The following is a 24,480-nucleotide window of genomic DNA, read 5'->3' as shown; positions in this document are numbered from 1 at the left end:
TGTCGGCCTGTCCATAGCATGCCCGCGCAAGCGTTCAACTTCCTCCTCGGGGAGGCCTGGTTGTCGAGGCCGCGGGTGCCTCCTCCTGCCTCTCCGGATTGTTGCTGCGGGCATTGACCCAGCCTTCGATAACCTGCAGGGCGACCGGCTGAAGCGTACACAGGCGCACCCGTCCGATCTTCTTGGTCTGGACCAGCCCGCTGGCCTCCAGCACCTGGAGATGCTGCAGCACGGACGGCAAGGACATCGTGATCGGCCGCGCAAGCTCCTGGACTGACGCAGGGCCTCGGCTCAGACGCTCGACGATCAGCCGCCGCGTAGGATCGGCGAGGGCCTGGAACATCAGGTCGAGGGAAGGCGTGCTCATGGCCGCCAGCTAATCGATGAGCCGGCCAATCCGCAATAGACACTTTTCCGAATGGATAACTATTTATTTCCTTGCGGGGCCGGAGGCTCGCCTGCCCCGTTCCGGCGGTCCCTTTTTTCGACTGCATGTCTGGCGAATGACTGGCTTGTCACTGACATGTTAGTCTGTTACGGATGATTACATATTGAAATATTGGATCGGCAAGGGATGGAACACAGTTATTTCGGCCTCTCGGCAGCTTTGGCCACGCCGTTCGATAAAAAGGGACGGATCGATATCGAACGCGCCATCGGGCATGCCCGCTGGTGCCTCGCAAATGGTTGCGGCAGCGTCACCCTGTTCGGCACCACCGGCGAGGGGGCTTCGATCGGCTCGGGCGAGCGGGAAGCGGTTCTCGCGGCTTTTCTCGATGCGGGCATCGAGCCCGGGCAGATCGTGGTCGGCGTCATGGCCAACAGCATCGCCGATGCCGCTCTCCAGTCTGGGCAGGCGCTCGATGCGGGGTGCCGGGGCGTGCTCCTGGCGCCGCCTTCCTATTTCAAGGGCCTGGGAGAGGACGGGCTGTTTGCCTGGTTTGCGGGCGTATTCGGTGCTCTCGGCTCCCGCGCCCGTGGTTTCTATCTCTACAACATTCCCTCCGTGACTGCGGTGGAGCTTTCGATCTCCCTGATCGGCCGGCTGAAGGCTGCATTTCCGTCCGCTGTCGCCGGCGTCAAGGATTCGTCCGGCAACTGGCCCTTCACCCAGGCCCTCCTCGCCGCTCATGGCGAGCTTGCCATCCTGATCGGGGACGAGCGCTGCCTTGCGGCCGGCGTGCGGCTGGGGGGACAGGGCGCCATCTCGGGCATGGCCAACGTCTGCCCCGACCGACTGGTTGCCATGGCTCATGAAGGGCGGGATGACGCCGGCCTCAGCTCGCTTGTGGACGAACTGGTCAAGCTCCCCGTCATTCCGGCTGTGAAGGCCCTGATCGCGCATCGCAGCGCAGACGAGGGCTGGCGTACCACGCGGCCTCCGCTCCAGGACCTTGCGGAGAGCGATGCCAGGAAGGTAACAGGGCATTTCGACCGTATCCGGCAGGTTGCCGCGGCATAGGGAGGGGACATGGACGAAGGGGGCGAACCGGTCCGGCTGCGAGAGAAGGCCTATGCCAGCTTCACGCGCCATCTCCTGGCGCGCGACGTACGGCCCGGGCAATTCGTCTCCCAGCGTGAATTGGTGGCGCTTACCGGCCTGCCGCTCGGCGCCATTCGTGAGCTGGTACCACGGCTCGAAGCGGAGGGACTGCTCACCACCATCCCCCAGCGCGGCATCCAGATCGCCCATATCGACCTCACCCTGATCCGCGACGCCTTCCAGTTCCGCCTCTTCATGGAAAAGGAGGCCATCGCCTTGTTCACCGTCTCGGCCTCGGACGAGCTCCTCGCGAGACTGCGCCGCGAACACGAGGGTGCCCTCGCAAAAGGAGTGTCCGGCGAGCTAACGCCGGAGATTATCGAGGAGGCCCAGGCCATCGACTGGAACCTGCACGACACCATCATCGATTCCATCGGAAACGAGATCATCGCCAAGGCCTACCGCGTCAACTCGATCAAGATGCGCCTGATCAACCAGGAACGTTTCCGCATCGACGGCCGCGTGGTGCCGGTGATGCGCGAGCATCTCGCGATCCTCGACGCCATCGAAAGCCGCGAGCCGCTGCGCGCGGTGGAGGCGATCGCCGATCATATCAACAATGCAAGGGCACTGGCCCTCAAGGTCTAGCCGGGTAGGGGCTCAGCAATGCCCCGTCCATCAAGAACAATCGGGGAGGAGGAAGACATGAGTACCGATCTTTGGAAGCCGACGCGTCGTCAATTTCTGGCCGGTTCCGCCGCGATGGGCGCGGCCGGTCTGGCAGGCATCGGGCCGGCCTTCGCCGCTGTCGACTGGAAGAAATATGCAGGCACCACCATCGAGGTGAACCTGATCAAAAGCCCGCGCGGCGACACGCTGCAGAAATACCAGAAGGAGTTCGAGGAACTGACCGGCATCAAGGTCAATTCCGAGCAGACGCCAGAGCAGCAGCAGCGCCAAAAGGCGGTGATTGAGCTGACCTCTGGCAAGCCGAGCTTCGATGTCATCCATATCAGCTATCACGTCCAGAAGCGCCAGTTCGAGAAGGGTGGCTGGCTTGCCGATCTCACCCCGTTCCTGAAAAATCCGGAACTTACCGATCCCTCGCTGGTGGAAAGCGATTTCGCCTCAGCCGGCCTGGCCTTCGCCAAGGACAGGAACGGCCGCTTCGGCGCGTTGCCCTTCTCCGTGGACTACTGGATCATCTACTGGAACAAGGATCTCTTTTCGGCCAAAGGCATCGAATACCCGAAGACCTTCGACGAACTGGTGAAGGCGGCCGAGACGCTGACGGATGCCGACAACAGTGTCTACGGCTTCGTGGCGCGCGGCGCCAAGAACGCCAACGTGCCGGTGTGGACCAGCCTGCTGCTCGGCTATGGCAAGAGTTCGATCGGTGCCGATGGCTCTCTGCAGACGGATTCGCCCGAAGCGATCGAGGCCGCCGGCCTCTACCAGCGCCTGATGACGAAATCGGCGCCACGCGGCGTGACGGGCTTTAACTGGGCCGAATGCCAATCCGCCTTCCTGCAGGGCAAGGTTGGCATGTGGATGGATGGTGTCGGCTTCGCGCCGCCGCTGGAGAACCCGCAGAAATCGAGGGTGGTCGGCAAGGTCGGCTACGGTGTCATGCCGAAGGGGCCGGCCGTGCAGGCTGCGCCGACGACAGGCGACGGTATCGGCGTGACCGAAGCCTCCTCCAAGAAGGAAGCGGCCTATCTCTATTGCCAGTGGGCCATCTCCAAGCAGATGGGTGCCAGGCTGCTGCAATCGGGCAGCGGCGTGCCGTTCCGCAACTCCGTGCTTGACGACGCCGAGGTGCGCAAGGGCGTGACCATGCCGGGTGCCTGGGTCGATGCCGTGGCGCAATCGGCTCCCGTCAGCCAGCTCTGCCTGCCGGTCATCATACCCGTCACGGAGTTCCGCGACATCATGGGCGTGGGCCTGACCAACCTCCTGAGCGGGGCGGACCCGGCGGCGGAAATGAAGAAGGCGACGGAGGCCTTCAGGCCCGTGCTCGCCCGCAGCGAGGCGCAATGACCGCCGCGAGCCCGGCCGACGCCGGCATGCCGGCCGCCCCCGCGTTCAAGGAGACGCGGCGGCCGGGCTATTGGCCCTTCATAGTCCCGGCCCTGGTCGTTGTCGGGGCGGTGATCGTATTTCCCTGGGTGTTCACCGTCTGGATGAGCGGCAATGAGTGGCTCATCGGCTCGCCCCAGCGCTTCGTCGGCCTTGCCAACTATATCCGTCTGGCCGGCGATGCCCGCTTCTGGGAGTCGATGGGCCATACGCTCGCCTACACCGTTCTTTCGGTGGTGGCGCCGCTGGTCCTGGGCACCATCGCCGCTCTGGTCTTCGACAGCAAGATGCCGATGCGGGGCATCCTGCGCGGCATCTTCGTCATGCCGATGATGGCAACGCCGGTCGCGATCGCCTTGGTCTGGACCATGATGTTTCATCCCCAGCTCGGCGTGCTGAACTACTTGTTGTCGCTGGTCCACATTCCGCCGCAGGCCTGGATCTTCGACCAGGGTACCGTCATTCCCTCGCTGGTGCTGGTCGAAACCTGGCAGTGGACGCCGTTGATCATGCTGATCGTCCTGGGCGGGCTTGCCTCCATGCCGCGCGAGCCCTTCGAGAGCGCGGCCATGGACGGGGCCAATGGCTGGCAGAAGTTCCGCTACATCACACTGCCGATGATCCTGCCCTTCATGATGATTGCTGTGATCATCCGCTCCATCGATGCGCTGAAGAGCTTCGACATCATCTATGCGATGACGCAGGGCGGCCCCGGCACCGCATCGGAGACGATCAACCTCTATCTCTACAATGTCGCTTTTTCCTATTACGACATCGGCTACGGTTCAGCGATCGCCGTCGTCTTCTTCCTGATCATCATCCTGATGTCCCTCATGCTGCTGCATCTGCGCCAGCGTGCGAAATGGAACGTGTGAGAGGAGGGGATATCATGACGCTTCGCCGCCTTCTGCGCCTGTCCGGTACGCTGTTCCTCGCCTTCGTGATCGTTTCGCCCGCGCTGTTCTTCTTCATCTGGATGTTGTCGCTCTCGCTGAAATACGAGATCGACAACGGGGCCTACCCGCCGATCCTGATCCCCGAACAATTTGCCTGGTCGAACTACACCGACATCTTCGCGACCAACGACTTCCTCCTCTATTTCTGGAACAGCGTCATCGTGACCGGCTCGGCAACCCTGCTGGCCCTCCTCGTCGGCGTTCCGGCCGGATACGGCATCGCGCGCATCAAGGCCGACAAGGCGGCAATGGTGATCATGATCGCCCGCATGACACCCGGCCTCTCGTTCCTGATACCGATGTTCCTGCTGTTCCAGGCCCTCGGACTACTCGGCACGCTCTGGCCACAGATCATCATCCATCTGGTGGTGACGATCCCGATCGTGATCTGGATCATGATCGGCTATTTCGAGACGACGCCGCTGGAACTCGAGGAAGCGGCCATGATCGACGGGGCCAATCGCTGGCAGATCTTCCTCAGGGTTGCCCTGCCCATCGCCAAGCCAGGTATCGTGGTGTCCCTCATCCTGGCCGTGATCTTCTCGTGGAACAATTTCGTCTTTGGCATCGTGCTCGCCAGCCGCGAGACGCGGACCCTGCCGGTGGCCGTCTACAACATGCTGTCCTTCGAACAGGTGAGTTGGGGACCGCTGGCTGCTGCGGCGCTGGTCGTCACGCTGCCGGTGCTCGTTCTCACCTTGTTCGCCCAGCGCCAGATCGTGGCTGGATTGACGGCGGGCGCCGTCAAATGAGTTCCCTTAACTTATGAGGAAACATCTTCAGGACGTTGTAAATAAGAAAATTTACTGCGACGACTGATACAAAAAAGGCCCGGCGGTCGATACCACCGGGCCTTGACTGCTTGGGTGGCTTTCTTCCCCGCCGATCAATGCTTGAGCGGCGGAATGCGTAGCACCCAGCCCGGCAGGATATGGTCGGGATCCTTGACCGGCGGCGTGTTGGCCTTCACGATCTCCTTGTACAGCGCGCCCTTGCCCTTGCCATAGTGCTTCTCGGCGATCTCCCAGAGCGTATCGCCCTTCACCACCGTATACATGACCGAGGCGGGTTCAGGCTTGTCCACGGCGATCTGGCTGTCGACCTGCGCCACGCCGGCATTGTTGCCTGCGGTGAGGATGATCTTCTCGGCCACCTCCTGCGAGGGTGCCTTGCCGCTCACGACGACCTTGTCGCCGTCGACCGCGACATTCAGCCCATCCGCCTTAAGGCCGGCTTCCTCGATCTGCTTCTTCACGATATCCGCAGTCGGCGTCGCTGGTATCGCGGCTTCGGCCTTGCCGGGACCAAAAATCTTATGCCCGGCTTCCTTGATGAAGTTGAACAGCCCCATAGTAGCTCCAATCGTGTCAGGCGATATTACCCTGCGTCATGGTAACAGGAAACGTTCGGCAAGCTACCGATTCGATCGGCGCAAGCCGGTCTCGATACGAATTCGGACCGGGGAATAGTAGCTTCAGCCGATATTGGAGTCCAACACGGCTGTCCTGTCGGCATTTCCCTCCACCGGCCTCGCGGACCAGAAACCCGCCAGGAGCGAACCGGACAGATTGTGCCAGACCGAAAACAGGGCGCCGGGCAGGGCGGCCAGGGGTGAGAAGAAGTTCCGGCCGAGCGTCGCAGCCAAGCCGGAGTTCTGCATGCCGACTTCGAGCGCCAGCGTCCGGCAGATCGCCTCGTCGAATCCCAGGAGGCGGCCGCCCCAGTAGCCGCCCAGCAGGCCGATGCCGTTGTGCAACACCACGCCCAGCATCACCAGAAGGCCCACAGAGGCGATCTTGTCCTGGGAACCGGCCACCACGGCGGCGATGATGGCGAGGATCGATACCATCGAGACGAGTGGCAGGACAGGTTCCACGGCGCGCACGAAGTGCCTCGCCAAACGATTGACGATCAGGCCAAACACCACAGGCAGCGCGACGACCTGGACGATGCTCCACAGCAGGCCCGCGACGTCGACTGCGATCGCGGTGGAGACGTAGAGGCGCGTCAGCAGCGGCGTCGCGACCACGCCGACGAAGGTGGAAAGGGCACTGATGGTGACGGACAGGGCCACGTCGCCGCCCGACAGATAGACCATGACTGTCGAGGAAGTGCCGCTGGCCACGCTTCCCACGAGGATCATGCCGGCGGCGAGTTCCGGCGGCATCTGCAGCGCCTTGCTGATGGCCCATGCCGCCAGCGGCATGATGAGGTAGTGCAGCCCCAATCCCGCCAGGACCGGTGCCGGCTGGGCGAGCACGCGCTTGAAATCGGCGAAAGTCAGGGTAACGCCCATCGCGAACATGATCAGGGCAAGCAGCCAGGTCGTCCACGGAGCGATGGGAAGAAAGGCGGTTGGAATGAGATAGGCAGCAATCGAAACCAGGACGGCCCAGGCCGGGAACAAACGCGTAATCATCAAAATCTCAAGCGATGGCAATAAAGTCGGAAAAGGCCGGATAGTCCTCATGCCCGGCGCCTTCAAGGATAAAACGCCGCGCCACCGACGACATGGGGGCCTCGGCCTTCGGCCGGTCGACTTGAAAGATATATGTCCCCAGAAGGAAACGCATTTAATTACAATGGTATATGGATACTTCATCATCCAAAACTGGATTTCCAATGCCTCGCTCGGACAACTGGCGAGCGGTCTTTACTCAGTGATCTGGCATCAAAGAACGTGGAATTGTGAGGATAAATTCGCATTCGTCGAAATTGCAACGGATATCAATTAGTTACGGCGGGGGACACCCATATGTGGGATTCGCATAAGATATATTATGGAACATAACTCCGCATCGGGGCCGCCCCCTGGCCGGCTTTCCCAGCTTCCGCCAAGCGATCGAAGTGCGAGACAATATCCTGCGGGATCTCTCCCGGCGCATCATTCGATTTAAGGCCCGGCATGACGAGCCGGACCTCCTGCGATCTCGGGCCGCTGAACTGCGTCGGGCGTCAATGCGCCATGAGAACGGGTATGGCGGCGTTTTCGAGGATGTGCTGCGTCACGCCGCCGAGGAAGGCCTGGCGCAAGCGGCTATGGGTGTAGGCGCCCATCACCAGCATGGTCGCGCCAGCGCTCTTGCAGGCAGCAAGTATCCTTTCGCCCGCACTGCCGTTGACGTCCGGCACCAGCGCAGCCGGTTCAACGACGACGCCGTGCCAATGCAGATAGCTTCCCAGATCGGCGATGCCTGCTTCGCGTTGCCGTTCGGAAGGAATGCTGACAATCGAAATGCGCTCTGCCTCGTGCAGCAAGGCGATGGATTGTCCGACCGCACGGGCACCCTCCAGGCTGCCGTTCCAGGCGATCACGACATGGCGTAGCGGGTTGTCCGCCAGCTTGTTGCCGAGGATCAGAGTCGGCCGTCCCGTCGAGAAGACGGCTGCATCGAACACAGCCTGCTCAAAGGGACTGGCGTGTGTCGGGTTGTCGATGACGACGAGATCGTTGACCCGGCCCGTGAGCGCCACGATGGTTTCAACGTCTCCGCTTTCCTCGCGCCAGGAAGCAAATGTCGAGTCCAGGCGTTGCGCAGACTGCAGCGGCACATGCGCCTTGGAGCACCAGTGCTCGAAAGCGGTGCGCCCGGCAGCCGTTAGAGCCTTCATTTCAGCGGGCGTCGCGATCTCGGAATGGATGCCGGTCCCGCCCATCCGCACCAGGCTGGGCGATCCTGGATCGCCAGCCGGGCTTATGAAAACTGTCTCGATATGGGCGTGGGTGTGGCGAGCAAGCCGCATCGCGGCCTCGAGACGGCGTTCAGGGTCGACGCCCGGACCGGTGGGAACGAATATGCAGCGAAGGGGCATGGCTGGTCTCCTGTGTCGGGCAGCATTTGAGCGCGCACGCTCACCCACGCGTTGCGCTAAATCAAAACGGGCCGTCCGGAGTATGCGGCAGGCAGGCCGTTTGGTCGGAACCTACGTTGAAACAATGCGTTATAATTGATTGCAAACATGTAATATTACAACTTGCGCTAGATCAAGGCACCCTTCTCCCGCTCCGCCAACTTGGAAAACGATCTGGAGGAAACGCAATGATCGAGAACCTGAAAAGCATCCTGATCGGCCTGACCAAGGAATTCGGACCTCAGAAGGCCTCCTCGGTGTTCGGCTATGGGCTGTCGATGGCCCAGTTGGCGGGTGCTCACGTGACCGTGCAGAGTGCGGCTCTCAAATTGACCATGCCGTTCAGCTGGAACGGTTGGTATGTCAGGGATCTCGTGCTGGCGGAGAACGAGCGCCTGCGTACGCTGGCCGAGGCAGATGCCCGCAGCGCGCATGCCGATGCCGGTGCCGCCGGCGTCGTCTGCTCTGTCGAGAGCCCGCAACTTCCGCATGAGGCTCTTCTCGACGCTTTCGTCGCACAAGCACGGGTTCACGACCTCGTCCTCGTCGATGCCGAACCGGAAGACCTGACCCTGGATCGCAGCGTCATGGAAACTTTGCTGCTCTCCGGCGGCAAGCCCATGATCATCGTACCGCCGGGGTGGGACGCCTTCCGCAACCGCCACCTCCTCATTGCCTGGGACGGTAGTGCAAAGGCGGCGCGTGCCGTCGGCGACGCCCTGCCCCTGTTGAAGACGGCGGAGGCGGTCGAGATCGTCTCGGTCACCGGCGAGAAGACGCTGCCCGACGCGATCATGGGCGCCGACCTCGCCCCCAACCTGGCGCGGCACGGCATCCACGTCACAGTGAACTCGATTTCCGCTGCGGATGCAGATGTCGCGGCGGCATTGCGTGACCACGCCCGGCTTCGTAGGGCAGACATGATCATCATGGGCGGGTATGTTCATTCCCGCCTGCGCGAGACCGTCTTCGGCGGAGTCACGCGTTCGCTGCTCGCCGGTAGTCCCGTGCCTCTGTTCATGTCTCATTGACCAGCCCGGCAACTCACCGGAAGGTTCGAGCGCGGATCGAGCAGGAGCCCTCTCAGCATGGCCAATTCGTCCGCGCTTGAACACAACTCCCCCTCACCCAAGCATATGGGACTGCCGCCCGAGGAGGCTGTTCGTCGCCTGGAGCAGTACGGCCCCAATTCCCTGGAGCGGCCACGCTCACGCAATCTGCGGCAGATCCTTCTCGGCATCCTGCGCGAACCGATGTTCATGCTGCTCCTCGCAGCCGCCGCCCTCTATCTCGTCCTCGGCGATTTTCGAGAAGGTATCTTCGTTCTAGGAGGCGCGGTGATCACCATCGGGCTGGTGGTCTTCCAGGAGGCCCGCAGCGAGCGAGCGCTTGCGGCCCTCAATCAACTCGCCGAACCGTTCGCCAGGGCAATCCGCGGCGGGAGTGAACTGCGCATCGCCGTTCATGACATCGTACCGGGCGACCTTCTCCTCGTCGGCGAAGGCGAACGTCTGCCGGCGGATGGCCATCTCGTGGGCGGAGACGCGCTCATGGTCGACGAGTCCGCCCTCACGGGCGAGTCCGTTCCTGTCCACAAACATGCCCTTGCCGTCGGCGAAATCCCTGACCATGCCGATGCCGGAGGCGACGGCACATCCTGTCTCTTCGCCGGAACCATGAACGTGCGCGGGCAAGGCGTCATGGAAGTCAGCCGCACGGGCTCCGCCACGCGCCTCGGCGGAATCGGCGCCTCCCTGGCCTCGATCGAGAGCGAGCCGACACCGTTGCAAAAGGCCATGGCCCCGCTGGTTGCAAGGCTCGGCCTGTTCGCACTCGCATTCTGTGTCGCGGTGGCGCTTGCCTACGGCCTCTTGCGCGGCAACTGGATCGAGGGCGCCCTCTCCGGAATCACGCTTGCGATTGCTTTGCTGCCGGAGGAATTTCCGATGGTGCTCGCAATCTTCCTGTCGCTCGGTGCCTTCAGGCTGGCCCGTCAGAAGGTGCTGGTTCGCCGCGCCGCGGTCATCGAGTCATTGGGCGCGGTGACGATGCTCTGCGTGGACAAGACGGGCACCCTTACGGAAAATCGCATGCGCGTGGCTGCAGGCTGGCGCCCGGACGGCCTGCACGATGCGGATAGCCCGGCGCTGCGGGATCTGATCGTTACGGCCGCAATGGCATCGGCGATCCGGCCGGTCGATCCGATGGACAAGGCCATCCACGAACGGATCGGGGAGCCTCCGCTACCCTTTGTCGGCGCCGAGCCGGCGCGCACCTATCCCCTCCGCGCCGCGCTGCTGGCATTCATCCAGGCCTGGCGGCTCGATGAAAGGACTTTCCTCTATGCGGCAAAGGGAGCACCGGAGGCCATCTTCGGCCTGTGCCACCTCACGGCTGGGGAACGGTCTGTGATCGAGCGAGCCGTGGAGGACATGGCGGGGCGCGGACTGCGTGTCCTCGGTGTCGGCACCTGCCGTCATGCCGATGGCGACACCGACCCGTCCGCCCTCTCCTTTCATTTCGAGGGGCTTGTCGGTTTTGAGGATCCAGTCCGCCGGGACGTGCCGGCCGCGCTGCGTGAGGCCAGGCATGCAGGCATCGAGGTCGCGATGATCACGGGCGACTATCCTGCAACTGCGATCGAAATCGCACGCCAGGCCGGTATCGATGCGACACAGCCCGTGCTCACCGGCGGGGAGATCGCCTCTCTTTCAGTCGAGGAACTGCGCAGGAAAATCCGGCAGGCACGCGTCTTCGCCCGCATCGCACCCGAGCAGAAGCTTGCGCTCGTCGAAGCCTTCAAGGCCAATGGCGAGATCGTCGCCATGACGGGTGACGGAATCAACGACGCCCCTGCTCTCGAGGCCGCCCATGTCGGCATCGCCATGGGCGAGCGTGGTACCGACGTCGCCCGCGAGGCATCCGATATCGTGCTGCTCGACGATCGCTTTGCTTCGATCATCGGTGGCGTACGGCTCGGCCGACGGATCTTCGCCAACCTGCGCAAGGCGCTGACCTATGTCACCGCGATCCACATACCGATCGCCGGCCTCGCGCTGCTGCCTATCGTGCTCGGCCTGCCGCCGGTGCTCTTTCCCCTCCACGTGATGCTGATGGAACTCATCATCGATCCTGTTTGCTCGCTTGTCTTCGAGAGCGAACCGGCCGAGCGACGCGTCATGGACAAGCCCCCCAGGCGTGTCGGGGAGAACCTCTTCGGACTCTCCCAGATGACCCTCGGGGCCATCCAGGGCCTGGTGATCCTGGCAAGTTCCTTCGGCGCCCATGTCGTCATGCTGCGGCTGGGCATGCCGGCCGAGCAGGCCCGCGCCCTCGCCTTCGTCGTGCTCATCAGCGGCAATCTGGCGCTCGCCTTTGCGGAATCGGCCGAGGCCGGCACCCATTTCTTCGACCGTCACCGGTTGGTTTTCTTTGCCATCACCGGCATCGCAACGGCGCTGATGGCCTGCATTCTCATGATACCGCTGCTGGCTGATGTCTTCCAGTTTGCCGTGCCGACGCTGCCGGCGCTTTTCGCTGGCGTGCTAACCGGGGTGCTCTCCGGCGCGTGGATCGGCTTCTACCGCCTGCTCTGCGAAGCCGCCGGAAGGAACAGAATGGCGGCAGGAATGCACGACAGCCAATGACGCCCCCTGCCCCGGGCTCTCGATCGAAGGTGTGAAAATCGGAGCAACCCAAGGCATATATTCTAATTAATTAGATTATGTTTTTACAATAAAATATTGATATAATTTACTTTATTATAGAATATCCAACCAACCGCCGGTCAATTACCCGCCTTGGGCGGCCACGCTGCGGAAGCGGACAAGGGCGAGAGCGAGGAACAGGCCCCCGACCAGAGCAACGAACACATAGTCGAACCACACGACGCCCAGACCGGCGCCGCGATAGAGAATGGCCTGGGCGAAGGACACGAAATGCGTCGAGGGTGAAGCGCTCATGATCCTTTGCAGCAGGACCGGCATGGACTCCAGAGGAGTATTGGCGCCTGACAGCAGGTTCATGGGCATGGCTACGAGGATGTAGAGCAGGCCGAGCTGCGGCATGGTCCGAGCTATGGTGGCCAGGAAGATACCGATAGCGGTGGCGAAGAACAGGTAGATCACCACACCCGAAAGGAACAGCGGGACAGACCCTGCCACTGGTACCTGCAGGAGCTGGCGCACGACGATGAAGAGCGAGAGGCCCGTGGCAATGGTGATGACCAGGCTGTTCGCCCAGATCTTCGACATGGCGATTTCAAAGGGCGTCACCGGCAGAACGAGCAAATGGTCCATCGTGCCGTGCTCGCGCTCGCGGATGACGGCGGCGCCGGCCAGGATGATCGCGAGCATGGTCACGCTGTTGATGATCCCCATCAGGCTGGTGAACCATGAAGTCGCGACCGTGGGATTGAAGGCGACACGCACGGCCAGCGTAACGGGAGACTCGACGATGCCCTGCGAGCGGGACAGGAAGTTGCCTTCGTTGCGCGACAGGAACTTGCCGATCTCGCTCGTCAGGATCTGCTGTATGTAGCCTGCGCCGAGCCCGGCCTGCACCATGGCAGTGGCATCAACGTTGACCTGTACCGTCCCGACGCGCCCCGCCACCACGTCGCGCTGGAAGCCGGGCGGGATCACGACGATGAAAGTGTAGGTCGCGGTGTCCATGAGGTGATCGACGTCTTTCTCCTGGACCAGTTTCGGCGCCTTGAAATAGGGAGGCAGGAAAGCGGTGGCGATCTGGCGCGACAGGGGCGAACCATCTTCGTCCACGATGCCGATGGAGGCGTTGTGCAGTTCCTGCGAGTTGCTCTGCGCCTGCGTGTAGACGGCCACGGAAAAGGACCAGACCACCAGGCCCAACAGTACGAAATCACGCATGAAGCTGCGTAGTTCCTTGGTTCCCAGCCAGAAGATGTTGCTCAGGCTGTTCATCTCACGCCTCCTGTTTGCGCAGGAAAAGCAGGCTCAGCCCGATGAGGACCGGACCGAAGACCGCCAGCGCGAGCAGGCTCGCTGCCAGGTCCTGAAAGCCGAGTGACTTTGTGAAGGTCCCGACGCTGATGGTCAGGAAATAGGTCATCGGGAAAAGCTTGCCCATGATCGCGGATGCACCGGTCAGGGACGAGACCGGGATCAGCATCCCGCTGAACTGGGTCGCCGGCAGGATGGTGAGGATCGCGGTGCCAAAGAGGGCGGCGATCTGAGTGCGGCAGAAGGATGAAACCAGCATGCCTATGCCGGTTGTCGCGATGACATACAGAAGCGCACCGGTCAGCAGCGTGAGAAAATTGCCCTTGAGCGGCACCTTGAAGACCAGGATCGCCAACAGGCAGAGCAGTCCGAAGTTCAACATGGCGATGGCGACGTAGGGAATTTGCTTGCCGAGAAGAAACTCGATCCTCGTCACCGGGGTCACATAGAGATTGGTTATCGAGCCCAGTTCCTTTTCTCGCACGATCGCCAGCGCCATCAGGATGCCCGGTATCTCCACGAGCAGGAGCCCCATGGTGCTTGGAACCATGGCATAGATGCTGTCGAAATGCTGGTTGTAGCGAAATCGCGTCTCGATGATGGCCTGCGACGAGGTATCGTCGGGCGTGCGAAGGGCATTGCGCTTTTCATCATTCGTCGACACGGCGCTTTGCCCCGCCGCAACGGCGAGGTCCGCCAAGAACTGCTGGTGCACTCCCTGGAGATACTGGCGTATGGTCTCGGCCCGAAAGGGCATCGCACCATCCACCCAGGCAGCGACCGAGGTTGGCACGCCCTTGCGCAGGTCGCGCCCGAAATTCGGCGGGATTTCGATGCCGGCCCTGATGTCGCCGGATTGCATCCGGGTTTCCATGTCGGCCTGATCGCGAATCGGCGCACGCTCCACGAAATAGGAAGATCCCCGCAGTTCCTCCAGATAGGCGCGGCTTTCCGGCGTGTTGTCGCGGTCGAGCGCCGCGAAGGTCAGGTTGTTGACGTCGGTCGTGATGCCCGCCCCGAAGATGATCATGAGAAAGGCGGTGCCCAGGAGGGCGAACCCCATGCGGATGGGATCCCTGAGGAGTTCGAGGCTTTCACGAATGGCGTAGGCGAGTATCCGCCGGGGGCTGAACCAGCTTCCTTCTGCCGGTGGCCCCGATGTCGACGGCGCCGACGGGGCGACGACCGCCGGCAGCGCAGCGTCCGCGGATGCCGTGCCCGGTGCCTCTTCGAGGTAACTGATGAATGCATCCTCCAGGTTCGAGCAATGACGCGCCTGGGTGAGGTCGGCTGGCGATCCGGTCGCAAGCACTCGTCCCGCATTCATCAGCGCGATGCGATCGCAGCGGGCCGCCTCGTTCATGAAATGCGTGGATACGAAGATGGTGACGCCTTCTTCGCGCGACAGATCGGCCAGCAGCGCCCAGAACTGGTCGCGTGCCAAAGGATCGACGCCGGAGGTGGGCTCGTCCAGGATGAGGATCTCCGGTTGCTGGATGATCGCGACGGCAAGCGACAGGCGCTGACGAATGCCCAGCGGCAGATCGGACGCACGCTGTTCGAGATAATCCGCGAGTCCGAACCGGCCAGTCAGCTCATCGATGCGCCGCCGCGCCTGCTCGTGCCCCATACGGAAAAGATGGGCGTGCAGTTCCAGGTTCTGCATGACCGTCAACTCGGTGTAGAGCGAAAAGGTCTGCGACATGTAGCCCACCTTGAACCTGGCCTGGATGTCGGCCGCCTTGATCGGCTTGCCGAACAGGAAGGCTTCGCCCTCGCTGGCTTCCAGCAGACCCGTCAGCATCTTCATCGTGGTGGTCTTGCCGCAGCCGTTCGAACCGAGGAAGCCGAAGATCTCGCCGCGCTCGATCGAGAAATTCACCCGGTCCACCGCCGTGAAATCTCCGAAGCGGCGTGAGAGGTCGCGCGTCACGATCACCGGCTCGCCATCGGCGGATCGGCGCGGGGGAATGGAAAAGGATTCGTGTCCACGTCTTGCCGCCTCCGGCAGGAGAGCGATGAAGCTCTCCTCCAGGGTGGCGGCATTGGCCAGGGTCTTGAGATCTCCCGGCGTTCCCGTTGCCAGAATGCGGCCGTCGTTCATGGCGGCAAGCCAGTCGAATTGCTCGGCCTCCTCCATATAGGCGGTCGCGACCACGACCGTCATGCTGGGGCGACCGGAGCGCATGCGGGCGATGAGACGCCAGAATTGCCGGCGGGAAAGCGGGTCGACGCCGGTCGTCGGCTCGTCCAGGATCAGCAGGTCGGGGTCATGGATAAGGGCGCAGCAGAGGCCCAGCTTCTGGCGCATGCCGCCCGAGAGCTTCCCCGCGGGCCTGTCGGCGAAGGGATCGAGGCCCGTCGCCCTGAGCAGTTCGCCGATCCTCTCCTCTCGCTCCTGGCGAGACTGGCCGAAGAGGCGGGCGAAGAAGGCGATGTTCTCCCGGACGCTGAGGTCCGGATAGAGGTTCTTGCCAAGTCCCTGCGGCATGTAGGCGATGCGCGGGCACACGTCCGCGCGATGACGGCTGCGGGCCAGATCTCCGCCCAGCACCCACACGGTGCCCGCCTGGATGCGACGCGCCCCGGCGATCAGGCTGAGCAGGGAGGACTTGCCCACTCCGTCGGGGCCGATCAGGCCCACCATCCCGCCGGCCGGAATGGCGAGGGACACCTTGTCCAGCGCGACCTTCTCCCCGTAGCGCAAGCTCACATCTCGAAGGTCGCAGGCCAGAGCACCATTCATGGCACGGCCGGGCCCTGCAACGCCGCCGGCCATGCCACCTGGGGATCGACCTTCACATAGGCGATTCCAGGCAGGCCAGTGCGGACCTCCTGCTTGTGAGCGCGCAGGAAATCATCGTCGACGCGAACCTTCACGCGAAACATCAGCTTGTCGCGCTCGCTCTTGGTCTCGACCGCCTTGGGCGTGAACTGCGCCTGGGTGGCGATGAACGACACGTGCGCCGGAACGGCGAATGTAGGATAGGCATCCAGCACGATACGCGCCTGCGAACCGACGCGGGCGCGCCCTGCATCCGCGGTGGGCAGGTAGACATCCATATACACGTTCGAAACATCGATCAGGGTGAAGATCTTCCCGCCCGCGGCGAGCACTTCTCCGACATTGGAAATACGATACTGGATACGGCCGTCCGTGGGCGCCACGAGGCTGTTGTCCGCGATGTTCACCTCATACAGGCTGACGTCGTGGGTTGCCGCGGCTAAGGCACGGTCCGCCTCCCCTACCCTGTCGTTGGAAGCATTCAGTGTCGCGGTAGCGGCGTTGAGTGCCTGGCGACGCTGGTCCAATGTCTCGATGGTGGCATAGCCACGTTGGACCAGCGCGTTTGTCCGATCGAACTGCTGCTGGGCAAAGGTCACCTGCGTCTGCTGCTGCACGACGTTCGCGCGCGCTTCATCGAGGCTGTGCTGTGCCTGTTGCACGGTGGCATTGGCCTTTGCCAACGAGGCTTCGAGGTCGCGCGTATCCATCCGCGCCACCACCTGCCCGGCCGTGACGCTGTCGCCCTCATTGACGAGGAGTTGGGCGACGCGCCCGGCGAACTTGGTCTCTATGTCGATTTCCTCGGCCTCGACGCGGCCGTTGCTCGATACGATGCCGGCGGGCAGGCCCTGTTGATGCGTCCACCACCAATACGCACCACCGCCGGCTGCCGCCAGCACGCAGAGCGTGGCGAACGCGGTGATCTTCCAGAGCGATCGCTTGGAGGAAGCCGCGGGATGTTCCGTGACCTCGGGAAGCTTGCCCGGTGACGGCACCAGCGAGGTGCCGGCAGTGGACGGCGCTGAGGCGGGCTGCTCGACCGGGACGGTATCCCGCGCCGGTGAAGCCGGGTCTGGGGAGATTTCGTTGGTCACGTTTCCAATTTCCTTGCTGGAATTGACCCGAACGGAAGGCGCGATCACAGCAGCCGACAGCTCGGCGACACCCTCCTTGCTTAACCCCGGGCGCCCGCGCTTCCCTTGACTTTGATCAAGAATATCGGAGCGGCCCTTGGAAAACCGATTGCCGAGGCAGGGAGCCCGGCCTCGCTTGATCCACGTCAACGCCACTTGGGATCGTCGGAAAGATGATGCCGCAAGGTCGGCAACGCCGGCATGTCGGAGGCGGAAATGATTGAGATGATGGTTGATCAGGTGACCCAGGATCTGCGGATCCTCGGCCTGTTGGGCATGAGTGTCGTCATCGTCGGCATTGTTCTTCTCGTCATGCTCGTCCGCCATAAACGTCCGAAACACTGAGCCGTCTCCACGATCCCCGGTGCGCTCATGCCGTATGCAGTCATCGAAGACCTGCCGTCAGGCCTGCAGGCGAGGTTGCCCCGCCATGCACAGGAGATCTATCTCGCTGCCTTCAACGGGGCATGGGAGACCTATGGCCGCTATGAGCCTGACCGGCGCGAGGAAGCGGCGCATCGCGTGGCGTGGGCGGCCGTGAAGCACAAATACCGCAAGAGCGGCGACCGATGGATCTCGCTATGATGGACGGCAGCCCGGCTACGATCTCCCAAGACAGGCAGCCCGCTTCGCCGGCCGCAGGACGCGGAGCGAGGTCCGGCGCGGCCCCGTTCTGGACCCTCGACAACGAAGAAGCGCTGAGGCAGTGCGAAAGCCGCCTCTCCGGCCTGAGTTCCGCGGAAGCACGCGAAAAGCTGGACAGGTATGGCCCCAATCTCGCGGTCGTCAGCATCCATCGCAACCTCCTCATGAAGCTGGGCAAGCGCCTGGCCGACCCCTTGGTCGCGATCCTGCTGATAGCGGCTGCCATATCGGGGGCGACGGGGGATTGGCGAAGCTTCGTCGTCATCGTCGGCATCGTGCTGTTCTCGATCTTCCTCGACATTCTGCAGGAGCATAAGGCTGAGGTCGCCATCGAGGCCCTCCGGCGCTCCGTCGCGGTGACGGCGCTGGTCTATCGGGATCGTACGTCCGTGGAACTGGCAGTCCGCGATATCGTCCCCGGTGATGTCGTCGAGCTCCATGCCGGAGACCTCGTGCCGGCCGACGGCGTCCTTCTGGCCGGAAAGGGCGTATTGACCAACGAGGCCATTCTCACCGGGGAACCCTATTCGGTCGAAAAACGCCTCGGCCCGGCCCAGGGACAGGCCGCGGCCGATGCCTTCAACGCGCTATTCAGCGGCACCACGCTGGTCGGTGGCGAAGCGACCATGCTGGTGATGGCAACCGGCGCATCGACCCGGTTCGGCGCCATCGCCGCCTCGCTGCAGGCGCGCCAGCCTCCCACCGCGTTCGAACGCGGCGTCCACGGCCTCGGCATGCTGATCCTGCGCCTGACCGGCTTCCTCGTCCTCTTCGTGTTGCTGAGCCAATTGTTCCGGCACAGCCTCTCGCTCGAGAGCTTCATGTTCGCCGTCGCGCTGGCGGTCGGCCTGACGCCCGAACTGCTGCCCATGGTGATGACCGTGACGCTCGCGCGGGGGGCGGTGCGCATGGCGAAGCAGAAGGTCGTGGTCAAGCGTCTCTCCGCCATCCACGATCTCGGCGCCATGGACGTGCTGTGCACCGACAAGACCGGTACGTTGACCGAGGCCAGGATCAGTCACGTGAACAGCTTCGGCGTGGATGGCCAGGACAACCCGCGCGTGAGTGACCTGATACGGGTGAATTGCCACTATGTCGGCGGCACGAAGAGCAATCTGGACGAGGCCGTCAATGCGGAACCTTCGGACGCGCCGGCGGCGTGGCGCTACCTCGACGACCTGCCCTTCGACTTCGAACGACGGCGGTCTTCCGTTCTGGTTTCACAGGACGGCCGCGTGGAACTTGTCACCAAGGGAGCGCCCGAAGCCGTACTCGCCTTATGTTCACAGGCGGAGACACCGGATGGCCAGGTGATTGCGCTAGATCAAGGCTTGCGCGGGCAAATAGCCCGTCTGCTCGACAAGAAAGGGCGCGAGGGTTTTCGTCTCCTCGGCGTCGCCCGTCGTCCGATGCCGGCGGATTGCTGCAAGGCCGCGCTCGACCATGAGAAGGATCTCATCTTCGTCGGCTGCGCCGTGTTCGTGGATCCGCCGAAGGCCAGCGCGGCGCTGGCCATTGCCAGCCTGGTCGAAGCCGGGGTGGGAGTGAAGATCATCTCCGGAGACGCAGCGCCGGTCGTGCTTCACCTCATCGAGAGGCTCGGCCTGCCAGCAAGGGGGCTCCTCACCGGCGAGGAAATCGAGGAACTCGGCGAGGCAGCCCTGGTTGAGCGGGTCGCCGGAACCGACCTTTTCGTGCGCGTGTCGCCGGAACAGAAGAGCCGCATCGTGCGCGCCCTGCAACGGGGCGGCTATGTCGTCGGGTTCATGGGAGACGGCATCAACGATGCTCCGGCGATCCATGCCGCCGACGTGGGTCTTTCCGTGGAAGGAGGCACCGACGTCGCGAGGCAGGCGGCCGACATCATCTTGCTCGCCCAGGATCTCGGCGTCCTGGCCGAAGGCATCAAGGAGGGACGGCGAACCTACGCGAACATCATGAAGTATGTGCGCATGGGAACCAGCTCCAATTTCGGCAACATGCTTTCGATGGTCCTCGCCTCGCTGATATTGCCGTTCCTGCCGCTGGCGCCCCTGCAGATCCTGCTGAACAACCTCATCTACGATCTCTCCGAGATCGGCATTCCCTTCGACACGGCCGATCGCGACACCCTGGCAGCGCCCCAGACCTGGGACATGGCGGGGGTCCTGCGCTTCACCCTGATCATGGGGCCCCTCTCGTCGCTGTTCGACATCGCGACCTTCCTGATCCTCCACTGGGGCTTCGCAACCGACGTGGCGACTTTTCGTACCGCGTGGTTCGTCGAGTCCATCGCCACGCAGATCCTCGTCATCTTCGTGATCCGCACCGCCAAGCCGGTGTGGACGAGCCGGCCGCAGGCGATCCTGGCCGCGACCTCGCTCGGCGCCTTGGCGGGGGCCCTGCTGCTGTCCCTCTCCCCGATCGGCGCCATCGTCGATTTCGTGCCACTCCCCCTCCCTGTCCTGGGGGCAATAGCGGGCCTCGTCCTGCTCTATCTCGTCTCGGCGGAAGCACTGAAACGGCTGGCCATGCGGCCGCGCAAGGCACGAACCCTGTATGCCCGTTGAATTCCGCCGAACGGCGCGGCAGCCCATCCGTCGCAAACTTCCGGGGACGGATTGATTCATGTCAAGGTCGATCGGATCACGGTTCATCATTGTTATGAAAGGGAAATCCGTATCTGATCCTGCGGGTGGCCCGCAGCCTTCGGGAGCCTTATGCAGATGTCCGATCTCACCCCCGGCGTTCCCAATGCCACCGGCCAGGAGACGGTCATCCGCATCCGCGACCTCGTGGTGGGTTTCGGCAGCAAGACAATTCTCGACCATCTCGACCTCGAGGTTCGGCGCGGCGAGGTGCTCGGCCTGATCGGCGCCTCGGGTTCGGGCAAATCGGTCCTGATGCGAACGCTCGTCGGCCTGGTTCCCAAGCGCAATGGCAGCATCGAACTGCTCGGGCAGGATCTGGATGCCATCACGCCGGCCGCGCGCAGGACGCTCGGAACGCGTTGCGGCATCATGTTCCAGCATGGCGCCCTGTTCTCCTCCCTCACGGTGCGCGAGAACATCGAACTCCCGATGCGCGAGTTTCTCTCGCTGTCGGACCGACTTCTCTACGAACTTGCGATGTTCAAGCTCGAGGTCGTCGGCCTGAGCCCTGAAGCAGCGGACAAATATCCTTCCCAGCTGTCTGGCGGCATGGCCAAGCGCGCAGCCCTGGCGCGTTCGCTAGCGCTCGATCCCGAGATCGTATTCCTGGACGAACCGACATCAGGTCTCGACCCCATCGGCGCCGGCGATTTCGATGCCCTGATCGCCGCCCTGCAGAAGAGCCTGAGGCTTACGGTTTTCATGGTCACCCACGATCTCGACAGCCTGCGCACGATCTGCAGCCGCATCGTCGCGATCGACAAGGGAAAGGTGGCGGCGGATGGAACGCTCGACACGATGCTGACCTCGCAGAACCCCTGGGTGAAGTCCTACTTCGGCGGCGCGCGCGGCCAGATCGCCTTTCGCGTGTGACCTGCGGGCCAGGCTGACCGCTCGTCAGGGAACGAGTACCGCCGCGCCCTGGAAGCGCCCTGCCCTGAGATCGGCCAAGGCATCGTTTGCCCGCTCGAGCGGATAGACCGTCGTCGTCGTGCGTATACCGGCCCTGGGCGCGAGCGCGAGAAACTCCACGGCGTCCTCTCGCGTGAGGTTGGCTACCGAGACCACCTGACGTTCCTCCCACAGGATGCTGTAGGGGAATTGCGGGATGTCGCTCATGTGAATGCCGCCGCAAACCACCCGCCCGCCCTTGCGGACGGCACGAAGCGCGGCGGGCACGAGAGCCCCGACCGGCGCAAAGATGATTGCGGCGTCGAGAGGGGCGGGCGGCGCCTCCTCCGAACTGCCGACCCAACGGGACCCCAGGGAAAGCGCCAATTCCTGCGCCGGGCCGTCGCCCTCCCGCGTGAATGCATAGACGTCCCTGCCCTGCCATCTACAGACCTGTGCCAGGATATGAGCGGCCGCTCCGAAGCCGTAGAGACCGATCCTCCGGCCCTCGCCGGCCATTTTCAGGCAACGCCAGCCGATCAGCCCGGCGCACATCAGCGGCGCGGTGGCGACGGGATCCTCGCAGTGGGGCAACGCGAAAGCAAAGGAGGCATCGGCGATCACATGGGTAGCGAACCCGCCGTCGCGAGTGTAGCCGGTGAAGGACGGGGTATCGCAGAGGTTCTCGTGGCCGGAGCTACAATAGGCGCAATGCCCGCAGGTATGCCCGAGCCAGGGAATGCCCACCCTCGTGCCGGACGTAAGCGCCGATACCCCCTCGCCCACGATATCCACCCTGCCGACGATCTCATGCCCTGGAACGATGGGAACCTTCGGGTCGGGCAACTCGCCGTCGACGACATGCAGGTCCGTGCGGCAGACCGCGCAGGCTTCCACGCGAACCCGGATCTCGCCGGGACCAGGCAGCGGATCCGGCCTGACCTCGAGCCGCAGAGGCAATCCTATCCTGTCCAGCACCATTGCCTTCATCACATCACCCCACGCTCTTGACGCTTACCGTCCCGACGTCGCAACGAGCCTCGGTTGAGACTGCTCGACGGGCAAATCCTGCGATTCAGGGACTGCATTCCTGCGCAACGGCTCGAACTCGGCCGGCGTCAAGGTTTCCCGGTCGAGGAGGATGGCACTTCCCTTTTCGAGATCGTCGCGGCGCTGCATAAGGATCTCCCCCGCGCATTTGCCGGCATCCTCGATGAGCCGTCTTACGGCCAGATCGATCTCACGGCCGGTCATCTCCGCGGCATTGACAAGGTTGTCGCGCGGCAGGCCGAGAAAGCCCTGCGAAGGCGCCGCATAGGTCCGGTCTCCTACCACCTTGTCCATTCCGTATTTTGTGACCATCTCGAGCGCCAGTTCCGTAGCGCGCTGCAGATCGTCGGCGGCGCCCGTCGAAACGTCACCATCGAAGATCAGCCTTTCCGCCGCCCTTCCGCCCATCAGAACCGCAAGGCGGTTGGCAAGATCGCTCGCCGCGAGGAGGAAACGATCTTCCGTGGGACGCTGCATCGTATAGCCGAGGGCGCCGACGCCGCGCGGGACGATCGAGACCTTCTGGACGGGGTCGACGCCGGGCAGCGTGGCCGCCACCAGCGCGTGACCCATCTCGTGGTAGGCCACCCGCCTGCGCTCCTCCTTGCCGAGAACGCGGCTCTTCTTCTCGGCACCCGCCACCATGCGCTCGATCGCGACCGTGAAGTCCGAGAGGGCGACGGCATCGGCGTTGCGGCGGGTGGCGGCGATGGCCGCCTCATTGATCAGGTTGGCGATGTCCGCACCTGTAAACCCGATGGTCATGCCGGCCAGCAGCTCGAAATCGACATCCGGGCCCAGGGTTATCTTGCGCGCGTGCACTTTCAGAATGGCAAGTCTGCCGGCCTGGTCAGGCCGGTCGACCACGACCTGCCGATCGAAGCGGCCGGAACGCAGCAGCGCGGGATCCAGCACTTCGGGCCGGTTGGTCGCGGCCAGCAGGATGACGCCGGAGCTGGGATCGAAGCCGTCGAGTTCGGCAAGAAGCTGGTTGAGCGTCTGCTCCTTCTCCTCATATCCTCCGAAACCGCCGGAGGTCCGGCTGCGGCCGAGAGCGTCGAGTTCGTCGATGAAGATGATGCAGGGAGCAGCCTTGCGGGCCTGCTCGAAAAGATCACGCACGCGCGCGGCGCCGACCCCGACGAACATCTCCACGAACTCGGAACCCGAAATCGAGAAGAAGGCGACCCCGGCCTCGCCTGCCACCGCTCGCGCGATCAGCGTCTTGCCGGTGCCCGGAGGTCCCACCAGGAGCGTGCCCTTGGGCACCCTCGCCCCGAGCCTCCCGAACTTCTTCGGGTCCTTGAGGAAGGCCACGATCTCCTGGAGTTCGAACTTGGCTTCCTCCACGCCCGCAACATCGGCGAACGTCACCTTGGTATCGGTTTCGACATAGACCTTGGCATGCGATTTACCGATGGTCATCAGGCCGCCGAACCCCTGCCTGTCGGCCATGCCGCGAATGAGGAAGACCCAGATCAGGTAGAAGACGATTGCCGGCGCGAGCCACGACAGGATCGTGGCGAGGAAGCCGCCGCTCGACGTGCCGCTTACCGTCACGCCATGTGCGGCGAGTTTGTCGGCAAGCTGGGGGTCGACGCGGTCTGTCACGAACAGCGTATTTCCGCTCTGCAGCGGTTCCTTGAGAACGCCCTCGATGCGATCGGGACCGACCGAAACCTGAGTGACCTTGTTCTGCGTCACCAACTGGTCGAACTGGCTGAATGGAATGGTCTCGACCTGCCCGCGCTGCGCCAGAATCCATTGAAGCAACAATACGCCGACCAACGCGATGAGGACGTACCAGATAGTGATGTATTGCTTGCGGCTGGATGACTGCTTGGCCATTGGACGCCTCCTGTGCACCCGCTTGGGCCGAACCGACGGACCGAAGACCTGACGTCTCCTCCTCGATCGCTTCCGGCCCCGCTTCCCGTGCCTGTCCGATCTCGCCACGCTATCCCGCCAGGACCGCGTCGCTTTGATCTGACGCA

Annotated in this window: 21 protein-coding genes; 12 read left to right on the top strand and 9 right to left on the bottom strand. The window is 63.3% G+C overall.

Translation table 11 applies throughout. From position 1 onward, the window contains the following. Nucleotides 1-34 precede the first annotated feature (34 nt). Nucleotides 35-367 (bottom strand): ArsR/SmtB family transcription factor, encoded by a 333-nt coding sequence (locus AC6H34_RS23990; RefSeq protein ID WP_448147460.1) that lies wholly within the window; start codon nucleotides 365-367, stop codon nucleotides 35-37. Between the two features lie 207 nt (nucleotides 368-574). Here AC6H34_RS23990 and AC6H34_RS23985 point away from each other — a divergent pair, with 207 nt between their 5' ends. From AC6H34_RS23985 to AC6H34_RS23965, 5 genes are read left to right on the top strand one after another with little or no spacing between them, the layout of a single operon-like run. Beyond that, the gene (locus AC6H34_RS23985; RefSeq protein WP_448147459.1) at nucleotides 575-1,462 is read left to right on the top strand and encodes a dihydrodipicolinate synthase family protein; all 888 of its coding nucleotides are present in this window, start codon (nucleotides 575-577) and stop codon (nucleotides 1,460-1,462) included. A 9-nt stretch (nucleotides 1,463-1,471) separates the two neighbouring features. After that, on the top strand, nucleotides 1,472-2,131 hold the full coding sequence (locus tag AC6H34_RS23980) for a GntR family transcriptional regulator (protein ID WP_497540462.1): 660 nt from the start codon (nucleotides 1,472-1,474) through the stop codon (nucleotides 2,129-2,131). Nucleotides 2,132-2,188: 57 nt separating this feature from the next. Continuing rightward, nucleotides 2,189-3,523, top strand: a complete 1,335-nt coding sequence (locus AC6H34_RS23975) for an ABC transporter substrate-binding protein (RefSeq protein WP_497540461.1) — start codon at nucleotides 2,189-2,191, stop codon at nucleotides 3,521-3,523. A 26-nt stretch (nucleotides 3,524-3,549) separates the two neighbouring features. After that, complete coding sequence (locus AC6H34_RS23970) at nucleotides 3,550-4,437, top strand: carbohydrate ABC transporter permease (RefSeq protein WP_497541273.1); 888 nt, start codon at nucleotides 3,550-3,552, stop codon at nucleotides 4,435-4,437. A 14-nt stretch (nucleotides 4,438-4,451) separates the two neighbouring features. Next, on the top strand, nucleotides 4,452-5,270 hold the full coding sequence (locus tag AC6H34_RS23965) for a carbohydrate ABC transporter permease (protein ID WP_448147456.1): 819 nt from the start codon (nucleotides 4,452-4,454) through the stop codon (nucleotides 5,268-5,270). Nucleotides 5,271-5,404: 134 nt separating this feature from the next. Here AC6H34_RS23965 and lysM read toward each other — a convergent pair whose 3' ends face one another. Then, nucleotides 5,405-5,869: a peptidoglycan-binding protein LysM gene (gene lysM / locus AC6H34_RS23960; protein WP_448147455.1), complete on the bottom strand. Its 465-nt coding sequence runs from the start codon at nucleotides 5,867-5,869 to the stop codon at nucleotides 5,405-5,407. 123 nt (nucleotides 5,870-5,992) lie between these two features. Beyond that, nucleotides 5,993-6,937: a ketopantoate/pantoate/pantothenate transporter PanS gene (gene panS / locus AC6H34_RS23955; protein WP_497540460.1), complete on the bottom strand. Its 945-nt coding sequence runs from the start codon at nucleotides 6,935-6,937 to the stop codon at nucleotides 5,993-5,995. 49 nt (nucleotides 6,938-6,986) lie between these two features. Between panS and AC6H34_RS23950 the strand changes: the two genes are divergently transcribed. Then, nucleotides 6,987-7,253, top strand: a complete 267-nt coding sequence (locus AC6H34_RS23950) for a hypothetical protein (protein ID WP_497540459.1) — start codon at nucleotides 6,987-6,989, stop codon at nucleotides 7,251-7,253. A 220-nt stretch (nucleotides 7,254-7,473) separates the two neighbouring features. On the opposite strand, the gene AC6H34_RS23945 is transcribed toward AC6H34_RS23950, so the two are convergent. After that, on the bottom strand, nucleotides 7,474-8,331 hold the full coding sequence (locus tag AC6H34_RS23945; protein ID WP_497540458.1) for a universal stress protein: 858 nt from the start codon (nucleotides 8,329-8,331) through the stop codon (nucleotides 7,474-7,476). Between the two features lie 227 nt (nucleotides 8,332-8,558). Between AC6H34_RS23945 and AC6H34_RS23940 the strand changes: the two genes are divergently transcribed. Beyond that, the gene (locus AC6H34_RS23940) at nucleotides 8,559-9,401 is read left to right on the top strand and encodes a universal stress protein (RefSeq protein WP_448147451.1); all 843 of its coding nucleotides are present in this window, start codon (nucleotides 8,559-8,561) and stop codon (nucleotides 9,399-9,401) included. Nucleotides 9,402-9,458: 57 nt separating this feature from the next. Then, entirely contained in the window at nucleotides 9,459-12,017 is a 2,559-nt protein-coding gene (locus AC6H34_RS23935; protein ID WP_497540457.1) for a cation-translocating P-type ATPase, read from the top strand. Between the two features lie 144 nt (nucleotides 12,018-12,161). On the opposite strand, the gene AC6H34_RS23930 is transcribed toward AC6H34_RS23935, so the two are convergent. The 3 genes from AC6H34_RS23930 to AC6H34_RS23920 are packed head-to-tail and all read right to left on the bottom strand — an operon-like array spanning nucleotide 12,162 to nucleotide 17,231. After that, nucleotides 12,162-13,310, bottom strand: coding sequence for an ABC transporter permease (locus AC6H34_RS23930; RefSeq protein ID WP_448147449.1), 1,149 nt, complete (start codon nucleotides 13,308-13,310; stop codon nucleotides 12,162-12,164). A gap of 1 nt (nucleotide 13,311) precedes the next feature. Beyond that, nucleotides 13,312-16,095, bottom strand: a complete 2,784-nt coding sequence (gene rbbA / locus AC6H34_RS23925) for a ribosome-associated ATPase/putative transporter RbbA (RefSeq protein WP_497540456.1) — start codon at nucleotides 16,093-16,095, stop codon at nucleotides 13,312-13,314. Beyond that, nucleotides 16,092-17,231, bottom strand: a complete 1,140-nt coding sequence (locus AC6H34_RS23920) for an HlyD family secretion protein (protein ID WP_497540455.1) — start codon at nucleotides 17,229-17,231, stop codon at nucleotides 16,092-16,094. Before AC6H34_RS23920 ends, rbbA begins: the two co-directional genes overlap by 4 nt. A 255-nt stretch (nucleotides 17,232-17,486) precedes the next feature. Here AC6H34_RS23920 and AC6H34_RS23915 point away from each other — a divergent pair, with 255 nt between their 5' ends. The 4 genes from AC6H34_RS23915 (at nucleotide 17,487) to AC6H34_RS23900 (ending at nucleotide 21,418) form a co-directional block, all read left to right on the top strand. Then, nucleotides 17,487-17,615, top strand: a complete 129-nt coding sequence (locus AC6H34_RS23915) for a hypothetical protein (protein WP_448147446.1) — start codon at nucleotides 17,487-17,489, stop codon at nucleotides 17,613-17,615. A 27-nt stretch (nucleotides 17,616-17,642) separates the two neighbouring features. Further along, entirely contained in the window at nucleotides 17,643-17,855 is a 213-nt protein-coding gene (locus AC6H34_RS23910) for a ChaB family protein (RefSeq protein WP_448147445.1), read from the top strand. Next, a complete protein-coding gene (gene mgtA, locus AC6H34_RS23905) occupies nucleotides 17,840-20,464 on the top strand; it encodes a magnesium-translocating P-type ATPase (protein ID WP_497540454.1) in 2,625 nt (874 codons plus the stop codon). The genes AC6H34_RS23910 and mgtA overlap by 16 nt, the downstream gene beginning before the upstream one ends. A gap of 150 nt (nucleotides 20,465-20,614) precedes the next feature. Next, the gene (locus AC6H34_RS23900; RefSeq protein ID WP_497540453.1) at nucleotides 20,615-21,418 is read left to right on the top strand and encodes an ABC transporter ATP-binding protein; all 804 of its coding nucleotides are present in this window, start codon (nucleotides 20,615-20,617) and stop codon (nucleotides 21,416-21,418) included. A 24-nt stretch (nucleotides 21,419-21,442) separates the two neighbouring features. Here the strand turns inward: AC6H34_RS23900 and AC6H34_RS23895 are convergent, their stop codons facing one another. Both AC6H34_RS23895 and ftsH read right to left on the bottom strand, forming a co-directional pair. Beyond that, on the bottom strand, nucleotides 21,443-22,426 hold the full coding sequence (locus AC6H34_RS23895; protein ID WP_497540452.1) for a zinc-dependent alcohol dehydrogenase family protein: 984 nt from the start codon (nucleotides 22,424-22,426) through the stop codon (nucleotides 21,443-21,445). Nucleotides 22,427-22,450: 24 nt separating this feature from the next. Next, nucleotides 22,451-24,334, bottom strand: coding sequence for an ATP-dependent zinc metalloprotease FtsH (gene ftsH, locus AC6H34_RS23890; protein WP_497540451.1), 1,884 nt, complete (start codon nucleotides 24,332-24,334; stop codon nucleotides 22,451-22,453). Between the last annotated feature and the right edge of the window lie 146 nt (nucleotides 24,335-24,480).

The sequence above is a fragment of the Labrys sp. ALF-8 genome (assembly GCF_059699065.1).
This window is presented reverse-complemented; position numbering and strand designations above follow the sequence as displayed.